This is a genomic window from Corynebacterium sp. HMSC074C05 (assembly GCF_001838325.1).
GTDB lineage: Bacteria > Actinomycetota > Actinomycetes > Mycobacteriales > Mycobacteriaceae > Corynebacterium > Corynebacterium amycolatum.
Genome location: NZ_KV836292.1, coordinates 188,512 through 207,156 on the forward strand (window position 1 = coordinate 188,512; position 18,645 = coordinate 207,156).

An 18,645-nucleotide genomic window follows, 5' to 3' on the forward strand; every position below is an offset into this window, starting at 1 on the left:
CTAGGTGTGTAGTGGCACACTTTGACCTGCTGCAATGCTGCCGGTTTGCAATTTGGCTTACACCATTTCGGGGGAAGTGTGCGCTAGGGTCACCCTTAGTGAAAGTTAGCTATTGGCGTTATCTGTCTGTTATCTAACTGACGGTAGCTAGATTGTGTAAACGTTCTTTATGCAGTGGGGCAACCCTGTCTTAGGTCGTACTTAGTTGTCACGTTAAAATAACGAATAGTAATTTAACAGTCCCGAGAATAAGATAGCTTCACCCTATTGACGTTTTCTACTTCCTATTGGTTACACCCGAATCGGGGTGTTTAGGGTGGATGGGATGCAATTGTTGTCGATAGGCGAAGCTATAGATATGTGCCAAACGGAGTAGCCAGCGGGTACGGTAGAACAGTTAAGAAAAGACAAGGCAAAAGGGGAGCTGGAAACTTGTTTGAGTCTCTTTCCGATCGTTTGACGGGTGCCCTGCGGGGGCTGGGCGGGAAGGGTCGCCTGACTGAGGCGGATATTAACGCCACCGCCCGCGAGATTCGGCTGGCTCTTCTGGAAGCCGATGTCTCCCTCGAGGTTGTCCGTACCTTCATTAAGCGCATCAAGGAACGCGCTAACGAAATTATTGGCAGCCAGACGGTCAACCCGGCCAACCAAATCATTGAGGTTGTCAATGAGGAACTGATCAACATCCTCGGTGGCGAGACTCGACGTCTCAATATGTCGAAGCAGCCGCCAACGGTTATCATGTTGGCCGGTCTGCAGGGTGCTGGTAAGACCACCTTGGCCGGTAAATTGGCCAGGTACCTCACGGATCAGGGGCACACCCCAGTTCTCGTCGCCTGCGACCTGCAGCGCCCAGGTGCGGTGCAGCAGCTGGAAATCGTGGCTGAGCGTGCAGGCGTGCCGTGCTTCGCACCGTTCCCGGGCACCAGCCTCGATTCCACCCATGAAATGGGCACCAGCGAGGACAACCCAGTTGACGCCGCGTTCCGTGGCCTCGCTTATGCTCGCCAGCATCGCCACGATGTGGTGATTATCGATACCGCAGGTCGCCTGGGTATCGATGAGGTTCTGATGAAGCAGGCCCGCGATATTCGCGATGCCATCAACCCACATGAAGTTCTGTTTGTCATCGACTCCATGATTGGTCAGGACGCGGTGGAGACCGCCAAGGCCTTCCGAGACGGCGTTGACTTCACCGGCGTTGTCCTGACCAAGCTCGATGGCGACGCGCGCGGTGGCGCTGCTCTGTCTATCCGTGAGGTCACCGGTAAGCCGATTCTGTTCGCCTCCACGGGCGAGAAGTTGGAGGACTTTGACGTCTTCCATCCAGACCGCATGGCCAGCCGCATCCTGGGCATGGGTGACCTGAAGACGTTGGTTGAGGTCGCTTCCAAGGAAATCGATCATGAGCAGGCCGCGAAATCCGCCCAGAAGATCGGTTCCGGCGAGCTGACTCTCGAGGACTTCCTCGAGCAGATGATGATGGTCCGCAAGATGGGCCCAATCGGTAACATCCTCAAGATGCTCCCCGGCGGAGCGGAAATGTCCAAGGCTGCCGAAATGGTCGACGAAAAGCAGCTTGACCGCATCGAGGCGATTATCCGCGGTATGACTCCGGAAGAGCGCGAGAATCCGAAGATTCTGAACGCTTCACGACGTCGTCGTATCGCCAACGGTTCCGGTGTGTCTGTTTCGGAGGTTAACCAGCTCATCGAGCGCTTCAATGAGGCACGCAAGATGATGGCTCAGATGGCCGGTCGTTTCGGTATGGGCGGTGGCCGCCCATCGAACCGCAAGGCCAAGCGTGGCCGAAAGGGCAAGGGCAAGAATAAGCGCAAGGGCGCTAACCGCGGCCCGACGCCGCCGAAGGCAATGCGCGGTGGCGGAATGCCCGGTATGCAGGGCATGCCGGGGATGCCTAGCATGGCCGAGCTGCAGAAGCTACAGAAGCAGATGGGCAACCAGCTGCCAGAAGGCATGGAGGGCTTTGACCTCAATAATCTCGACTTCGGGCAGGGCAAGAAGTAGCTGGGGCAAGAAGTAGCTAGTCCCGCAGGCTCTCCTGGATCTGGCGGCCCATTTCGGCACTGAAGGTGGCCGCTAGTTCATCGGTGATGTGATTGCTGTCGCGGTAGACGTAGATATTGCCGATAACATTGCGGCAGGTAGTCGGGCCGCAGAAGATGTCGGAAAAATCTAGACTGTGCCCGTTGGGGAAGTTTGCAAGAATTTCCTCAGAGGGATTTTCTGCATTTAGAGCAGTTTTGCGGTGGATGGTGCAATCTTCGTTCGCTTCTTCGCACACGCTGGGGGAGAACTGACTCAAGTCCTCCCGTAGCGCCCACGGGTTATCGCGGATGGCGAAGAAATCAATTCCGCGTTCTTGTAGAGCAGCGAAAAACGAGACATAGCCATCCGGCGTATAGTCGCCGGGCTGCGGTGGGTCTGCCTGGAATAAGGGCCTGGTCGAGGTGGTGAAAACCATCTCTGGCTGAATCTCGTCAATTTTCTGCAGTGCCTCGAAAGTCCAGGGCACGCAGATGTCGCCGACTCCGTGGATTGGTTCTAAAGTCGCTGGACAGCCCTGTCGAAGGAGAACGACCACTCGGTAACCGTGCTTCTTGCCGTAGGCATCAATTGGGGCGAACCAGTGTTCCATGTGCGAGCCCCCGATTATGACAATCGATTCACTAGCATCCGGGTCACCGTAAACACACGGCTGGGTCTCATCGCGCCAACGGCGATTCGGCGGGAAGTATCCGACATCTTCGCCGCCTGTCGCAAGGCAACCATCGAGGGCGGGTTCCGGCCAGAGGTCAGTGATGAAATCGGTATTCGGCTTTGTGGCTGCCTTCGGCACCTCGTACCCGTCGGTAAGCGCGAGCGCACCTGGATAGACCATTGGATCTAGGCTGGTGGCAGAGGCACGATTGACGCGCAGCTGCTGCACGTTGACAAGGCTGGTCATGCCAACCAACGCAATGATTACAACAGCGCCGACTACCGCTTGACGACGAGCCGGGCGACGATGCTTGATTGCGTGGATGGCATCGCCGACGACGGGTTGTGTCCGGGTCGGTCGACGAGTCGATTGGGCCAGCGGCAGCTCGACATATTTATTGGTGAGCTTGGCCAGAATGAAGGAAACGATAATGACCGCGGTACCGAGCTTCAGCCCCGGGGCATCGCGGTTGAGGTAGTTTATGGCCAGGATGAGAAGAGGCCAGTGCCACAGGTAGAGCGCGTAGGCGCTCTGGCCTATCTCGCGCATTGGGCGGCTGGCCAGGAACTTGGAAATCCAACCTGCCTCGGGGCCGGCGATAATAATCAGCGCAGCACCACCGAGGGGCCATAGGGTCCAAGGGCCTGGGAACTGCGCGGCGCCGTCGAAGATGAAACCGGTGGAGACCACCAGTGCGAGGCCGATGGCTGCTAACAGCACTCGTAGAGGCTTGGGCATGGGGATGGGGCCCCGGACAAGAATCAGTCCGAGTAGTGCGCCGAGGCAGAGTTCCCAGAGGCGGCTGACAGTGGAGTAGTAGTTCCACCCCTGGTTCTCGGAGTGCATATAGAAGGCATAGGCAAGCGAGCCGAGAGTGATAACTGCCAGCAACGGGGTGAGGATTCGGCGGAGTCTACCGCCAGTAGCGTCGGTACGCTTCGCCTCCACTGGTGAGGTGACAGTCCCGACAATCCGGGATGAGCGCGTCATCCAGGCGAGTAGGGAGATGAGCAAAATGGAGCCGAGATAAAACTGACCCTGTACCGACATTGACCACAGGTGCTGCAGTGGGGAAGTTTCGCTCTCTGCGGCAGCGTAGTCTGAGCCCTGGATTGCCAGTTCATAATTTTGGTAGTAGAGCAGGCTGGCGCGGAGTTGCTGGGCAATGTCGATGGTGCGAAGCGATGGAATGAAGTAAACGACAAACAGGGTTGTCGCGAAGAGGACCAGCACCAGTGTCGGGATTAGGCGACGCAGCGTACGCCAAATACTCCACCATGGATTGATGGACTGCCTGGGGTTGATGGCATTGCGGTACTGCGCGCCGAAGAAGAAAAACCCGGAGAGCAAGAGGAATACGTCCACACCACCGGAAACGCGACCGACGTAAACGTGGAAAAGGACTACGAGGGCAATTGAAATGCCCCGTAGTCCGTCCAAGTCATACCTATACTGGGTGCCGGTGGTTTTCATAGAATGTTACGTTACCGCACTGTCAACGACGTCCAGCTTTAGTGGGTGTGCAGTGTTTCGAGTGCGCAGTTTTGTTAATTTCCAAAAACTGCTGGTAACATACCTCAAGTTGTCTCAATGAGAACCCTCAGCTGAGGCACGACTGCGAATTCATCGGATCCGGCCACGGCCGCCCGGTGGTCACGCGCAGTGTAAATATCCCAAGGGCAAAACCGGTCCGAGGCACTTCGGTAGCTATTACTCGTGAGCTCGGATGCATAAGTATTGTCCAGTGACATAGAAGAAAGAGGAAATCCTCATGGCAGTCAAGATTAAGCTGCAGCGCCTGGGTAAGATTCGTACCGCTCAGTACCGCGTTGTCGTTGCTGATGCTCGTACCCGTCGCAACGGTGCGGTTATCGAGAACCTGGGCATCTACCAGCCGAAGGAAGAGCCGTCGATCATCAAGATTGACTCCGAGCGCGTTCAGTACTGGCTGGGCGTCGGTGCACAGCCGACCGAGCCGGTTCTGGCTCTGCTGAAGGTCACCGGCGACTGGCAGAAGTTCAAGGACCTCGAGGGTGCAGAGGGCACCCTGAAGGTTGCTGAGCCGAAGCCGACCAAGCTCGAGCTGTTCAACAAGGCTCTGGAAGAGGCCAACAACGGCCCGTCCGCTGAGGCCATCACCGCTAAGCGCCGCGAGGCCAAGGAAGCAGCTAAGGCTGCTAAGGAAGCTGAGGAGGCCGCAAAGGCTGCCGAGGCTGAGGCTGCTGAGTCCGAGGCTTCCGAGGACGCCGAGTAATAAGGACGCTGAGTACGCCGCTTAGCTAATCCGGGCGCTACCTTATACTTCAAGACGAAGTGTTAGGTGGCGCCTTTTTTGCTTTACGCGGGTGTTTTACAGAGCCTTTATAAGAGAGGGAGTGTGCGCGTGTCGGTAGCTGACATGGTGCTTATTGGCCGAGTAATTAAGCCCCACGGTGTACGCGGGGAAGTCGTCGTCGATGCGACAACGGATGACCCGGAAGGGCGTTTCGCAGTCGGGGCCACGCTGTTGGGTGTACAGGCCGGCCGTGAGGAACAGCTGACTGTTAAAACGGCACGCCCACACCAGGGGCGTTTGCTGGTTCGCTTCGAAGAGATTCCGGGGCGCAATGAGGCCGAGCGTCATCGGGGTATGAAGTTTTATGCCGAGCCCGTCTTCGAAGACGAGGACTTTTACGACTTTGAGCTCGTTGGCCTGCGCGTTGTCTACAACGGCACCGATATCGGCGAGGTCACTTCTATTGTTCGTGCTCCCGCTCACCGTCTCCTTGAAGTCACGCTTGACGGCGGCGGCCGGGAGGTTCTTATCCCTCTGGTAGAGGAAATCGTTCCGGAAGTAGACCTTGAGAATTCTACCGTCACCATCACTCCACCGGAAGGACTGTTGGAGCTGTGAGCTTACGTCTCGATGTAGTCACAATCTTCCCGGAGTACCTCGAGCCACTGCGTCATGCGCTGCTGGGCAAGGCAATCGAACAGGGCATTTTGAGCGTCGGAGTGCACAACCTGCGCGACTGGGCGCCAGGTGTACACCAGGCCGTGGATGACTCGCCCTACGGCGGTGGCCCCGGCATGGTTATGAAGCCGGATGTCTGGGGTCCCGCTCTCGACGAGGTCGCGACGCTGAAAGTGGAGCAGTCGTTGACATCCGCTGTGCCGCATTTGGACAATGTCCGCCATGATCAGAAACTGGGTTTGGCCGAGGAATCTTCCTATGCTGCAGTGGAAGTGCCGTCGTTAAGCGAAGAAGATTCAGCGAAGCCCCTGCTGATTGTCCCGACCCCGGCGGGCGAGCCGTTTACGCAGCAGATGGCGCAGGAGTTCTCACACGAGGAGCACATTGTGTTCGCGTGCGGGCGCTACGAGGGCATTGACCAGCGCGTTATTGATGATGCCGCTAATCGTTATCGCGTGCGTGAGGTCTCTATTGGGGATTATGTGCTGATCGGCGGGGAAGTGGCGGTGCTGGTGATTGCGGAGTCCGTCGTGCGGTTAATCCCAGGTGTGTTGGGCAACCGCAAGAGCCACGAGGAGGACTCTTTCTCTGACGGTCTGCTCGAAGGGCCGTCCTACACAAAGCCGCGCGAGTGGCGTGGACTAGAAGTGCCGGACGTTCTCCTCAGCGGCAATCACGCGCTGGTGGACCGTTGGCGGCGCGATCAGTCACTCATTCGTACGGCCGAACGTCGTCCGGATTTGCTTGCCGACGTCGACCTCAGCGTCCGTGACCAGGAAATAATTCAAGAGGTCATTGGGGAAGTAACCGAGGAGAACTGCTAGTGGCACGTGTTCGAATTGCGCGACCCCGGCACGTCATTGGTTGGTTAGCTGTCCTAGGGGCACTGGCGTGGTTCACTCAAACGCAGCTGGCGGGGAGCGTAGATCAGTCGTTTGCAGGCTGGGTCAGTGACCTGCATGGAGCACAGGATGGCCGCGTCGATAGTTTGATGCTGACTTTGAGCGAGATTATCCGGCCGATTTACGTCGCGCCGGTCACACTAGTTGCTGCGGCACTTCTATGGTTCCGCTTCCGTGCGTGGGCGTTGCTACTACCGGCGTCATTCGGTTCGTCGATTGCGGTGACTTATGCCATGAAGTGGTTTTTGGACCGCGATCGACCGGGCGAGGAGTTCTCTCTGGTCAACCTGCACGATGCGGCGTTTCCTTCTGCACATGTGGCAGCGGTTACCTCCAGCGGCATGGCCGCGATGCAGCTGGCCATCCCCGTATTGCGCCGCACAGCTCGCAAGCTGCTCGACCTGGCCATCATCGCGCTTATCGGTGCTGTGGCACTGTCGCGCGTGTGGGTCGGGGCGCACTGGCTCACCGATGTTATCGGCGGCCTCATCGCCGGAGTTATCGGCTTAGCAGTTGCGCTGCTAGTTCTTAGGAGATGGCCACGAGCACGGCGCTACGCGCTGCCTTAGTCTCCTCGTAGAAGGCCACGAGTTCGCGGTACCGCTGTGTCGCAGTGGCCTCGTCGATAAGCGAACCATTGTCTGTGATGCGGGCGTCTAAGTCGATGTTTGCCAGCGCCTGGTGCACGTCGCCGACGCGATCGGCGCGGATGACTGCAGACAGCGGCTTGCGGCAGACGCGGTCGGCGCCGAGGATGGCCTCCGCCAGCGGGTCGCCGAGCGCCTGGCCGTCGATGGGATTGCCGGTCAGGGTGCGCAGCAGGGACTCCCAGTCCGTGTCGATGTCCAGGGCATCTTCGTCCGGAACGTCGACGAAGTGCTGCAGAATAATCTTCTCCGCGCCGTCGTTAACGAGCCCCGCCGTGCCGCCGTCGCTGGTCGCCGCAGGTGCTGCGACCTCAACTAACCGCGCTGCCTCCTCATCGGAAATGCGCAGGTATTCGGCACAGAGTTTCTGCTTCATGGGGCTCCTTTTCCGGTGTTAACTGCGAGCCTTCTGTGGGGCGTTCGCCAATTGGTACTTCCACGATAGTAAAGTTGCCCGGGTGATTTCATCAGTAATTGCCCGAGAACTCGCCGCCACTGGTGCGGACGTTGCCGAAAGTGCCGTCGCAGCCGCTATCAAGCTTCTCGACGAAGGCAACACCGTGCCTTTCATCGCCCGCTATCGCAAAGAAGTAACCGGCGGGCTCGATGACACACAGCTGCGTTTCATCGAGGAACGCGTAATCTACCTGCGCGAACTAGAAGAGCGCAAGCAGACGATTCTCGACGCCATCGAAGAGCAGGGAAAGCTTAGCGACGACCTCAAGGCCGCCATCCTCGCCTGCGACACCAAGGCACGGTTGGAGGATCTCTACCTGCCGTACAAAAAGAAGCGCAAGACCAAGGCCGATATTGCGCGTGAGGCCGGGTACGAACCGCTGGTGGAGGAGCTACTGGCCGACCCCGCGGCGGACCCAGAGGCTCTGGCCGCCAAGTACGGCGAGGCAGCTGGTAAGGATGCGAAGGACGCTCTGACCGGTGCCCGTGCCATTTTGGTCGATCGCTTCGCTACTGATGCTGATTTGGTTGGCTCTGTCCGTGAGCAGGTGTGGTCTTCCGGTTCCGCCGCCGCTGCCGTGGTGGAGGGCAAGGAGACTGCGGGTGCGAAGTACCGCGACTACTTCGAGCACAACGAACCGCTGGAGACCATGCCCAGCCACCGCGTGCTGGCCGTGCTGCGTGGAGAGGCCGAGGGCATCCTGACTCTCAACATCGATGCGGGTGAAGATGAGACCTACGAACACATGATTCGTGAGGCCTTTGAGCTTCCCGACGGCGGTGCCTCCAAGTGGATTGACCAAGCCGTTCGTTTCGGCTGGCGTACCAAGTTGGAGGTGTCCGCTGCCCTCGATGCCCGCACTCGACTGAAGGAGCGCGCCGAGGCTGAAGCCGTGGATGTCTTCGCCCGTAACCTGCGCGACCTGCTGCTGGCTGCCCCTGCTGGTCAGCGCGCCACTCTCGGCCTGGATCCGGGATACCGCAATGGTGTGAAGTGCGCCGTTATCGACTCCACCGGCAAGGTGCTCGACACTGCCATCGTCTACCCGCACCAGCCGCGCAATGACTGGTCTGGCGCCAAGGAGCAGCTGGCCACTCTCTGTGCCACGCACCGCGTGGAGCTCATGGCTATCGGCAATGGCACCGCTTCCCGCGAGACCGAAACCCTGGCCCGCGAAATAGCCGATCTGATTGCTCAGGCCGGAGGCCAAAAGCCGACCCCTGTGGTGGTCTCTGAGGCCGGTGCTTCCGTGTACTCCGCATCGTCCCTGGCCGCAGCTGAGTTCCCGGACATGGATGTCTCTCTCCGAGGTGCCGTTTCGATTGCCCGACGCCTGCAGGACCCGCTTGCCGAGCTCGTGAAAATCGATCCGAAGTCCATCGGCGTCGGGCAGTATCAGCACGATGTTTCCCAGACCAAGCTCGAGCACTCTCTCGATGCCGTGGTGGAGGATGCCGTGAATGCTGTCGGTGTGGAGGTCAACACCGCTTCCGCACCGCTGCTCGGTCGCGTTGCTGGCGTGTCCTCGACCGTTGCGGACAATATCGTCGCCTACCGAGACGAAAACGGCGCCTTCACCTCCCGAAAGGAACTGTTGAAGGTTCCGCGTCTCGGTCCCAAAGCCTTCGAGCAGTGCGCTGGCTTCCTGCGCATCCACGGTGCCACCAACCCGCTGGATGCCTCAGCTGTGCACCCGGAGTCCTACCGCGTCGTCGACGCCATCGCAGCGTCGGCTGGCGTCAGCGTCCAGGAGATCATCGGCAACTCCCGCGTCCTGTCCAAGTTGCGTGCTGCGGACTTCGTCGACGAGTCCGCCGGCATCGGTCTGCCCACCGTCCAGGACATCTTGACTGAGTTGGACAAGCCTGGCCGCGATCCGCGTCCCGAGTTCGTCACCGCCACCTTCAAGGAAGGCGTGGAAAAGGTCTCCGATCTTCAGCCCGGCATGATTCTCGAGGGCACCGTGACTAACGTCGCGGCCTTCGGCGCCTTCGTCGACGTCGGAGTCCACCAGGACGGTCTCGTCCACGTCTCCAACATGGCCCGCGGTTTCGTCTCCGACCCACATGAGGTCGTCCGCTCGGGCGAGGTGGTCAAGGTAAAGGTTCTCGACGTTGACGTCGAACGCAATCGAATCGGTCTATCGCTCAGGCTTGACGACGACGCCTCGGATGCCAAGCCAAAGCGTGGCGGCGGTCGCCGTGAAGGTCGTGGTGGTGGTCGTCGTGGTGATGGTCACGGCAAGGGGCGCAAGCGCGGTTCCCAGAACAAGAAGCAGGGCGGTTCCATGGCCGACGCGCTGCGCAGGGCGGGCTTTTAGCGCTTGATCTGTTAGCGCATAGCCTGTTAGCGCATAGCGTCGATGCGGCTGTTAATCTCTCCCGCGACAGTCGCAGCCATTCCATCCGGTACGACGATGGTGTAGTTGGAGCCTGAGGTCTCAATCTTGACGGCCTCGCCCGACCGGGCCGCAACGCTGATGCGACCGTCATTGCCGAGGCGAAGGCCAATACCGCCACCATCGACCCAGTTATATTTCCCCGGTGCCGCGTACTTAACGGTTCGAAGCTCGATGCGGTGCTTCATCTTCAATGGTCCGCAACCGTTAAAAATAGTGATGGAATCTGTCTTTGGGGCGGTATCTAGTGTCATGCCGGTCTCATATGCAATGAGGAATAGCGGCGTGCACAGCAAGAAAATAATGCCGAGGCTTGGCAGGAACACTGCGAGCGCTACAGACACCACGCACCAGACTGCAAGGGCGACCTTGACCCCCTTAGAGATGGTCACACTGACATCGATGGGAGTTGGGTCTCCTTCTCGATGGGGCAACTGTGGCGATGTCGGCTCGGTGACCGTGGCGTCGGTAAGCGAGGAGTAGTCCTTGAGGCGGCGCGTCACGAATAGGGCAGCTGCTAGACCGATGACGACACCGGCGATTGCATAAATCCAGCCGATTCGGGCGGTCGTCGGATCCGTCGTGTCGAGTTGCGGGATGATAATCGCGAATTCAATGCCGATTAAGAAGCCGCAGAGGGCGAGATTGGTTATTGCAATTGGCTTGCGTACGACAAGCGGCGTACTGGTCTTGGCGCCGAGCCAACCGATCTGTGCACATGCGATGACGATGATGGCCATAATCAAGGTGCTTTGAATCGGCGGCATGAAACCGTTGGGAGTGTCGTTACCGCTCCAATGCGTTGCTATTTGTTCCGGTAGCCGCTCGGAAATAGCAATCACCCATAGAAGCTGTGCAATGGCCAGTGCACACGGGGCGATGATTGTTCCTCGAACAATCCAGGGGTCAAAGCGTGGAATCTGTGGCATGGAGACAATCTATCAGTGGGGGGATGCTTTGTGGCGACGGTCGGCGGCGGTCAGCGGCGGTTGTTATTGGCGTGTGTATCAGCGTGACGTTCTAGCGCGCCGTCTTAGCGTGCGCGGCCTGTCGCAAGAATATGCACCTCGTGACATTCAATATCTCACTCGAAAAAACAAGCGAAAAAGTTTCACCAAAGGGGTTGTGTAATCGAATGAGAGTGCTAAAATGGTGGTATCAAGAACAAAAGTACTTGAGCTTCTTTTCTTGGCGTTGGGCTAGTGATATTCACTGGTCGCCGACACCGAGTGGGGTTGGGGCTTTGGGGGAACAATGTCTGAAAAAGATAGTCCGGCCAAACAACCGTCCGATGTTTACCAAGCGGCTCTGCTGCCTGAAGCGCCGCAGTTTTTCCACGAGTCATCTACGAACCAGTTGGCGGTGGCGGGTATCCAACGCAACCGCTTGGAACTGGGTATAGCTTGCGGTTGCACGCCGAAGTCGCTTGAGATCGATGTGGATGCATACATTGCTGAAATCGCGCCCGAGTTGGGTATTTCCCGCGGTAAAGCGCTCGAGTATGTAGAGGTCGGCATTCAGTTAGCGCGCATGCCTCGGCTGGGTGCCTTTATTAAAGCTCGAGCTCATTTGCCCTTTGCGCATTTGATCACCATTGCTCGCGCGACAGCGCCGCTCCATGATCCAGAGGTGCGTGCAGCTGTTGAAGAAGAAATTGCCCGCTTTGTCATTCCCCGTAAGCATGGCGAGGCGCTCCGGGGAGTTCGCAGCCTGCATAAGTTCCTGCAACGGGTTATCGAAGAAATTGAACCTCAGCTTCGCCCCAAAAACCTTCCGGGGGATGTTGATCCGCTGCTTCCCGCAGGAGAACGCGAAATAGTAGGAGAGAGCATCGGTTTTGAAGACGGCGACAACTTCGCGGAAGTTTTTATGGAGCTGGAAAAGACCCGCGCTCTCGAATTTAAAGCCACCCTCGAATCCATCTCCACCTCAGCTGGCTGCACCCGTGTCGAAGCTTTGACGCACCTCATCCGCGGCACCGCGGAGGCAAAAATCATACTCAACCTGTACTGTCCCGCCACAGAGGAGCGCCCTCGCACCGCCTGGCTTGGCGGCGTTGGCTGGATTTCGCAGCTAGCTACGCGAGCGTGGATTGATAAGGTCACGCATATTCGTATGCTTGCCGACGAAACTGCGGAGGGCTACGCCCCAACCGAAAGTCAGAGGGCCTTCGTTAAAGGTCGGGACGGCACGTGTCGTTTCCCAGGCTGTGATGTGCCTGCGGAGCTCTGCGACATTGACCATATTGAGCCGTATGACAAAGAGCGCCCAGAGGAGGGCGGGGCAACGGAAACGCCGAACCTCCACTGCCTCTGCCGTCGACATCACAACATGAAAACGGCTGGTCTGTGGAATGTTGCACGTAATCGAGATGGAGTGGAACTGTGGACGTCGTCAAGCACGGGCAAAAAGGCGGTGAGCTTGGAAGATGGGCCGCTCGCCGGGCACGGACGCTACACCTTTGACAAACGGGGATTGCGGATGACGCAGGCGCTGGCAGAGTATAACGAGTATCGCCAGGAGCTGATTGAGCAATCGCGGAAGCTGGTCGAGGAAGCGCGCGGGGGAGAAGACGCCGATACTCCCAACCCGCAAGACCCGCCGAGCATGGATGAGTTTGGTTTCTGACCAGGGGGTGTGTAATAATTTCCAGGTTGTCTTTATAGGCAGCTTTACCTGTTTCGGGCATGAACCGGCCGAGCGTCCCTCTGTGGGAAAGCGCCGCCAGGGTCCTCTGTCTATGCAAAAAGTAAAGGAATAAGTTTCCATGAACATTCTTGACAAGGTTGATGCAGCATACCTGCGCGACGACATTCCGGAGTTCCGCGCTGGTGACACCGTCGAGGTCGACGTAAAGATTGTTGAAGGTAAGACCGAGCGTATTCAGGTCTTCAAGGGCGTCGTTATCCGTCGCCAGGGCGGTGGCGTCCGCGAGACCTTCACCGTCCGCAAGGTATCCTTCGGTATCGCTGTTGAGCGTACCTTCCCGGTGCACTCCCCGAACATCGACGAGATTCGCGTTGTCTTCAAGGGCGACGTTCGCCGTGCGAAGCTGTACTACCTGCGCAACCTGCGCGGTAAGGCTGCACGCATCAAGGAGCGCCGCTAGTCCTTTGGCGCAAAATAATCCCCATCGAGTGTTGAGCTCGGTGGGGATTTTTCTATCGCGTATAGTCATTTCCCATGACCGACGACGATTCGCGCGAACAGACTGACGGCCAAAAAGAAGACCGTACTGAAGGCTTGAAAGGCTTCCGGAAACTTGACGAGGAGCCTGAAAAGCACACTCCGTGGTACATCGAGATTCCAATCATTATCGTGATTGCCCTGCTCATCAGTGCCGGTGTGCAGTCCTTTATCGGCCGCGTCTACGTGATCCCATCCGAGTCGATGCAGCCGACGCTCAACGGATGTGTCGGGTGCACCGGTGACCGCATTTGGGTGGATAAGGTTTCCTACCAGTTCTCAGATCCCAAGCCCGGCGATGTTGTCGTCTTTAATGGCCCGGAGTCCTGGAATAGTAACTACGTGTCACAGCGTTCTACTAACCCGGTGGCGAACTCGCTGCAGACGGTTGGGTCCTGGATTGGCCTTGTCGCCCCGGATGAAAATGCGTTGGTCAAGCGTGTGATTGCCACGGGCGGGCAGACTGTGCAGTGCCGGCCAGGAGATCCCGGCATCATGGTCGACGGCAAGATGACAGACCAGGATTTCATTAAAACTCCGGCAGACAAGCCGGTGGTGGATAATCTTGGCTCAGAGCAGTGTGGTGGTCCTTACTTCGGGCCGGTAACAGTGCCGGAGGGGCATCTGTGGGTCATGGGTGACAACCGCACCAACTCCGCGGACTCTCGCTATCACATGGGTGACGAGCTGCAGGGTACTGTGCCGCTGGATAACGTCGTCGGCAAGGTGCAGGCAATCATTCTGCCGTTTAACCGAATCGGTGGCGTCGATGATCCGGACATCCAGCACAACTAAATCCAGCACAACTAGTCAGCACAGTCTGCTCGCGCCGCCGGCGCCGAAACTGCGGAGGTTGAAGCAGTCGCGCACGATGGAGGTCGCGCTGGCAAGGCGCGGCTTTGGGCCTGTAGCTGGGGTCGACGAGGCTGGCCGTGGCGCCTGTGCAGGCCCGATAGTTATCGCCGCCTGCTGCCTTCCCGAACGCCCCATTGCAGAGCTGGATAAGCTCACCGATTCTAAAAAACTAACGCCAGCCGCACGCGAACGGCTCTTTCCGCTCATCCAACGCTTCGCCACCTCTTTTTGCGTGACGACGATCCCCGCGTCTTACGTCGATCAATTCGGCATCCAGGACGCGAATGTCACTGGAATGCGCCGCGCGGTAGCCGGGTTGGGGCAGCGCCCTGGCTATGTGCTTACCGACGCACTCAAGGTGTCCGGCTTCACAGCACCCTATTTGCCCGTGATTGGTGGCGATTCTGCCTGCCGATGCATTGCTGCTGCGAGTGTCTTAGCCAAAGTCACCCGCGACCGCATTATGGTTGACCTATCGGAGAAGTATCCGGACTATGGTCTGGCGGGGCATAAGGGCTACGGCACGGCATCGCATATGGAAGCGATTTCACGCCATGGCGCAACCCCCGAACATCGGTGGTCATACCGCAATGTGCGCTTGGCGCACGCGGAGTATCTTGAGCACCCCGAATAGGCCAACATGTACAAAAGAGCAACATGTAAACACTCGAAGGAGCCGTCGCGGTCGTGAGCGCAGAAGATCTAGAAAACTACGAGGCCGACGTTGAACTATCCCTGTACAAGGAGTTCCGCGATGTCGTTAGCCAGTTTTCGTATGTTGTTGAGACGGAGCGCAGGTTCTACCTGGCCAACGCTGTGGAGCTAATCCCGCACAACAGCGAAAACGAGGTCTACTTCGAGCTGCGGATGTCGGACGCCTGGGTGTGGGATGTCCACCGCCCGGCGCGATTTGTCCGCTACGTGCGCGTCATCACTTTCAAGGACGTCAATATCGAGGAACTGGATAAGCCTGACCTACGACTGCCGTAGCTTTTATAGCTTTTCATCTCTTGGTATAGCTAGCTGCTAACAGTTATCCACAGTCGAAAAATTATCCACAGTTTGGGCCTTCCGAGCATCTATCGGAAGGCCTTTGTCATGCCCGCTGTGCAAGAGTGTTTCCGAACCGCCAAGGCGGCAAAAGTCTAGGCACTAAACAGCCTAGGCACAATTCAACGGGGAACCAGGGGGACCGGGGGCTATGACACAGAACTTTGAAGAACTGACAACGAGACAGCTCGGCGCGTTTGGGGAGGATTTCGTCGCTGAGATGTTGGAGAATCAGGGGTGGGAAATTATTGCTCGGAATGAGCGCGTCGGACGCTATGAGCTCGATCTTATTGCTGAAGACGTCGACGGCAGGCTGCATTTTGTGGAAGTAAAAACACGGCGCAGCTCGCGAAGTAGTCAGTTTGGGGACGGCAGAGAGGCCATCACCGCAGCAAAGCTTCGTCATTTGTACAAGGCAGCGGCGCAGTGGCGGTCAGAAAGCTCTACCTACTGGTTGGAGTCCGTAGTTATCGACTGCGCAGAAGTCACAGTGTCCAGTCCTTCGTCCGGTCCTCCAGTCGTAGCGGTTACGTACATTCCCGCAATCTGCGACGCGGCAACCATGTGGGACTGCTAGATGACTGTCGGTACAGCTCTCGCAGTCAGCCTCAGTGGCATTGAGGGAACTATTGTGCAGGTCGAAGCCGACGTTGGGCGTGGCTTGCCGGGAATGTATATCGGTGGGCTCGGCGATGCCGCCGTCGGGGAAGCCAAGCATCGCGTGCGCACGGCGGTTGCTAACTCGCAGCTGCCCTGGCCGAAAACAAAAGTCGTGGTTAGTCTGTCGCCGGCGCATATCCGCAAACACGGCACTAGCTTTGACCTCGCCATCGTCTGTGCCATCCTAATCGCAACCAGGGATGACATGGAGGCTCGCGGTCGTCTCCGCCACACGGTGCTCATTGGCGAACTCGGGCTCGACGGTTCCATTCGCCCGGTGCGTGGAGTGCTGCCGCAGGTCCTTGCCGCCCGCGAGGCCGGTGCCCGTTGGGTCGTCGTGCCCGCCGCTAACGCCGCAGAGGCCGCGCTTGTCGACGGCATTGCAGTCTGCACCGCAGCCGACCTCACACAGCTATGGGGCTGGGTACTCACCGGATCAGGTTTGACGCCCGCGCTTAACGACGTCCCCAGCGAACAAGCCTTCTCAGTAGACCTAGCCGATGTCGATGGCCAACCTGAGGCCCGCTTTGCCCTCGAGGTAGCGGCAGCAGGTGGGCACAATCTGTTCATGCAGGGTTCTCCGGGAACTGGAAAGTCCATGCTCGCTGAGCGCTTGCCCACAATCCTGCCGCCATTGCAGAAGTGGCAGCAGCTCGAGGTCACCGCGCTGCATTCGGTGGGCGGAGCGCTCGATACTACGGATACTCTTGTCCAACATCCACCGTTTGTGGCACCGCATCACAGCGCGACTGTGGCAGCGCTAGTCGGCGGCGGTGCTGTGCCCAAGCCCGGCGCGATTAGCCTTGCCCACCATGGGGTGCTCTTCTTGGACGAAATCACCCTCATGCGCCCGGCGGTATTGGATGCGTTGCGGATGCCGATGGAAAACGGCGTGGTCGTCCACCTGCGTACGCACCATCGAGTGACCTTTCCGGCAAGAACACAACTAGTCATGGCGACTAATCCCTGTCGGTGCGGGGCGGCGTATGCCAGCGAATGCACCTGCTCTAGTAGCGAGCGAGCCAAGCATGGTCGCGCATTATCGGGCCCGCTACGCGATCGCATGGACCTCAACGTCACGCTCAGTCCCGCCGGGGCCAAGCTGGGCATTAAAAACAAAGCACACAATGAGCCATCCGCTGCCATTCGCGATCGGGTACAGGCCGCACGTGACCGTGCCCGCCACCGATGGCAGGCCCTGGGGCTTGCCGACGAAGCAGCCGTCACCAACGCGAGTGTGCCACGCGCGCTTCTGCGTCGTCACGCGGGCCTGGACGAAGAGGCGATGGCGTTATTGGACTTTCAGTTGAGGAACGGAGAGATTACCCAGCGGGGAGTGGACAAAGTAATCGCAGTGGCGTGGACGCTCGCAGATCTCTCGGGGGTAGACACGTTTACCTTCGAGCACATGCAACGTGCCTGCCAGCTGCACGACCGCGAGGGCGGCTAATACAACGAGCGGCTAATGCAACCGAACCATTATCAAGGGGGAGAAAATGGACGAAATTCACGCGTGGGCTTATCTGAATCGTGTGGTAGAGGCGACGCATCCGCAGATTGTGTGGCTCGTGACGGAGTTTGGGCCGGTAGAGGTAGCGGAGAGGATCAAGGCTCGCGCCGGGCTGCCGGAAGGTCTGCTCAATACGACGCAGGCGCGGGCCCAGGTTGACCAAAGCGGCCAGGATTTGGAGCTGGCGGCAGCGATGGGATGGCGCCTTATTTATCCGGGACACCCAGAGTGGCCGGGGGAGCTGCTGTCCTGCTTTACGACGCTCGAAGTCCGTGACCGCGCCGATGCGCCACCACTTGCGCTGTGGGTGCGTGGCCGTGACTTGCGGGAGATGCTCAGTGAAACGGTGGCGATTGTCGGAACGCGGATGGCCAGCAGCTACGGGACACAAGTGGCGGCCCAATTCGCGGGACAGTTCGCGAATGCGGGGGTCAGCGTCATCAGTGGTGGTGCGTTAGGGATTGATGCCGCGGCGCATCGTGCTGCGCTCGACGCTGGCGGCACTACGGTTGTGGTCGGAGCGGGTGGTGTAGGGGTTGACTATCCGCGGGCGCATGCAGAACTCTTCGACCGGATTGCAGAGCGGGGTGCGCTGATTACGGAGTATCCACCGGGAGTGCGACCTGCGCGACATCGGTTCTTGACTAGGAATCGGCTGGTAGCGGCCCTATCACGAGCAACCACAATCGTCGAGGCGGGCTGGCGTTCAGGGGCGCGCAACACAGCGAACTGGGCAGTGAGGTTAAACAAGCCCTTGGGAGCAGTGCCGGGACCGGTGACGCTGCAAACTACCTCTGGCTGTCATGACCTAATCCGCAGTGGCGAGGCTGTACTGGTGTGTAGTGCCGACAATGTGCGGTCGCTGTATCGGTCAGTTGGCACAGTGAATGAGGATGCTCAGCTCGAATTGTTGTGGGAAAAGTCGGCGGTGCAGAAGCTTTCTCGAAACGAGCTCGCTGTCTACGACTCCCTGAATTCTGCGGAGCCAACACCAGTGGGAAAAGTCGCGGCACAGGCGGGATTAGCCATAGCGCTTACGACACATTTGTTGTTAGAGCTGCAGGGACAGGGGCTGACCAATCGGGTGGAGGGTGGGTGGTTGCGCCAGGAACAGAGGCGTTAGTGAGGCATTAGTAAAACTTTCTGCAAAGAATCTCGAAAAAATCTTGAATTAGGTATTGCAATTCTCTGTACGCTCAGTAATATAGGCAAGGCAAGCCTAAGTAACTGTTACGGAAACGGGCTTGTGACATGGGTGAGGCAATAGGGCAGTGGCTCTGGCGAAAGTCGGAGTCACTGCCTTTT

17 protein-coding genes are annotated in these 18,645 nt (G+C 58.4%); 14 read left to right on the forward strand and 3 right to left on the reverse strand.

The annotated features are described in order from the left end of the window. The first annotated feature begins 432 nt into the window (after positions 1-432). Positions 433-2,028, forward strand: coding sequence for a signal recognition particle protein (ffh, locus tag HMPREF3042_RS07030; RefSeq protein ID WP_038628644.1), 1,596 nt, complete (start codon positions 433-435; stop codon positions 2,026-2,028). Between the two features lie 16 nt (positions 2,029-2,044). Here ffh and HMPREF3042_RS07035 read toward each other — a convergent pair whose 3' ends face one another. After that, positions 2,045-4,195, reverse strand: a complete 2,151-nt coding sequence (locus HMPREF3042_RS07035) for an acyltransferase family protein (RefSeq protein ID WP_070856661.1) — start codon at positions 4,193-4,195, stop codon at positions 2,045-2,047. Positions 4,196-4,493: 298 nt separating this feature from the next. On the opposite strand from HMPREF3042_RS07035, the gene rpsP reads away from it, so the two are divergent. From rpsP to HMPREF3042_RS07055, 4 genes are all read left to right on the forward strand, one after another. Beyond that, complete coding sequence (gene rpsP, locus HMPREF3042_RS07040) at positions 4,494-4,976, forward strand: 30S ribosomal protein S16 (protein WP_070856662.1); 483 nt, start codon at positions 4,494-4,496, stop codon at positions 4,974-4,976. Positions 4,977-5,120: 144 nt separating this feature from the next. Then, positions 5,121-5,615 (forward strand): ribosome maturation factor RimM, encoded by a 495-nt coding sequence (gene rimM, locus HMPREF3042_RS07045; RefSeq protein ID WP_070856753.1) that lies wholly within the window; start codon positions 5,121-5,123, stop codon positions 5,613-5,615. Next, the gene (gene trmD, locus HMPREF3042_RS07050; protein ID WP_070856663.1) at positions 5,612-6,499 is read left to right on the forward strand and encodes a tRNA (guanosine(37)-N1)-methyltransferase TrmD; all 888 of its coding nucleotides are present in this window, start codon (positions 5,612-5,614) and stop codon (positions 6,497-6,499) included. The genes rimM and trmD overlap by 4 nt, the downstream gene beginning before the upstream one ends. Next, complete coding sequence (locus HMPREF3042_RS07055) at positions 6,499-7,146, forward strand: phosphatase PAP2 family protein (RefSeq protein ID WP_070852348.1); 648 nt, start codon at positions 6,499-6,501, stop codon at positions 7,144-7,146. Before trmD ends, HMPREF3042_RS07055 begins: the two co-directional genes overlap by 1 nt. On the opposite strand, the gene HMPREF3042_RS07060 is transcribed toward HMPREF3042_RS07055, so the two are convergent. Beyond that, positions 7,106-7,600 carry a DUF1877 family protein gene (locus HMPREF3042_RS07060; protein WP_070856664.1) on the reverse strand — a complete coding sequence of 165 codons (495 nt, stop codon included), beginning with the start codon at positions 7,598-7,600 and terminating at the stop codon, positions 7,106-7,108. The genes HMPREF3042_RS07055 and HMPREF3042_RS07060 overlap by 41 nt on opposite strands. A gap of 82 nt (positions 7,601-7,682) precedes the next feature. On the opposite strand from HMPREF3042_RS07060, the gene HMPREF3042_RS07065 reads away from it, so the two are divergent. Further along, positions 7,683-10,001 (forward strand): Tex family protein, encoded by a 2,319-nt coding sequence (locus HMPREF3042_RS07065; protein WP_070856665.1) that lies wholly within the window; start codon positions 7,683-7,685, stop codon positions 9,999-10,001. Between the two features lie 26 nt (positions 10,002-10,027). Here the strand turns inward: HMPREF3042_RS07065 and HMPREF3042_RS07070 are convergent, their stop codons facing one another. After that, positions 10,028-11,008, reverse strand: coding sequence for a DUF1648 domain-containing protein (locus tag HMPREF3042_RS07070; protein WP_070856666.1), 981 nt, complete (start codon positions 11,006-11,008; stop codon positions 10,028-10,030). Between the two features lie 325 nt (positions 11,009-11,333). Between HMPREF3042_RS07070 and HMPREF3042_RS07075 the strand changes: the two genes are divergently transcribed. From HMPREF3042_RS07075 to dprA, 8 genes are all read left to right on the forward strand, one after another. Then, a complete protein-coding gene (locus HMPREF3042_RS07075) occupies positions 11,334-12,707 on the forward strand; it encodes an HNH endonuclease signature motif containing protein (protein ID WP_070856667.1) in 1,374 nt (457 codons plus the stop codon). 139 nt (positions 12,708-12,846) lie between these two features. Further along, complete coding sequence (rplS, locus tag HMPREF3042_RS07080; RefSeq protein WP_048761860.1) at positions 12,847-13,188, forward strand: 50S ribosomal protein L19; 342 nt, start codon at positions 12,847-12,849, stop codon at positions 13,186-13,188. Between the two features lie 74 nt (positions 13,189-13,262). Then, positions 13,263-14,060, forward strand: a complete 798-nt coding sequence (lepB, locus tag HMPREF3042_RS07085) for a signal peptidase I (RefSeq protein ID WP_048735525.1) — start codon at positions 13,263-13,265, stop codon at positions 14,058-14,060. 49 nt (positions 14,061-14,109) lie between these two features. After that, the gene (locus HMPREF3042_RS07090; protein WP_083327449.1) at positions 14,110-14,754 is read left to right on the forward strand and encodes a ribonuclease HII; all 645 of its coding nucleotides are present in this window, start codon (positions 14,110-14,112) and stop codon (positions 14,752-14,754) included. Between the two features lie 53 nt (positions 14,755-14,807). After that, positions 14,808-15,110: a DUF2469 domain-containing protein gene (locus HMPREF3042_RS07095; protein WP_005509529.1), complete on the forward strand. Its 303-nt coding sequence runs from the start codon at positions 14,808-14,810 to the stop codon at positions 15,108-15,110. Between the two features lie 211 nt (positions 15,111-15,321). After that, on the forward strand, positions 15,322-15,747 hold the full coding sequence (locus tag HMPREF3042_RS07100; RefSeq protein WP_070856669.1) for a YraN family protein: 426 nt from the start codon (positions 15,322-15,324) through the stop codon (positions 15,745-15,747). Then, positions 15,748-17,280 carry a YifB family Mg chelatase-like AAA ATPase gene (locus HMPREF3042_RS07105; RefSeq protein ID WP_070856670.1) on the forward strand — a complete coding sequence of 511 codons (1,533 nt, stop codon included), beginning with the start codon at positions 15,748-15,750 and terminating at the stop codon, positions 17,278-17,280. A 46-nt stretch (positions 17,281-17,326) separates the two neighbouring features. Further along, positions 17,327-18,463, forward strand: a complete 1,137-nt coding sequence (dprA, locus tag HMPREF3042_RS07110) for a DNA-processing protein DprA (RefSeq protein ID WP_070856671.1) — start codon at positions 17,327-17,329, stop codon at positions 18,461-18,463. Positions 18,464-18,645: the final 182 nt, after the last annotated feature.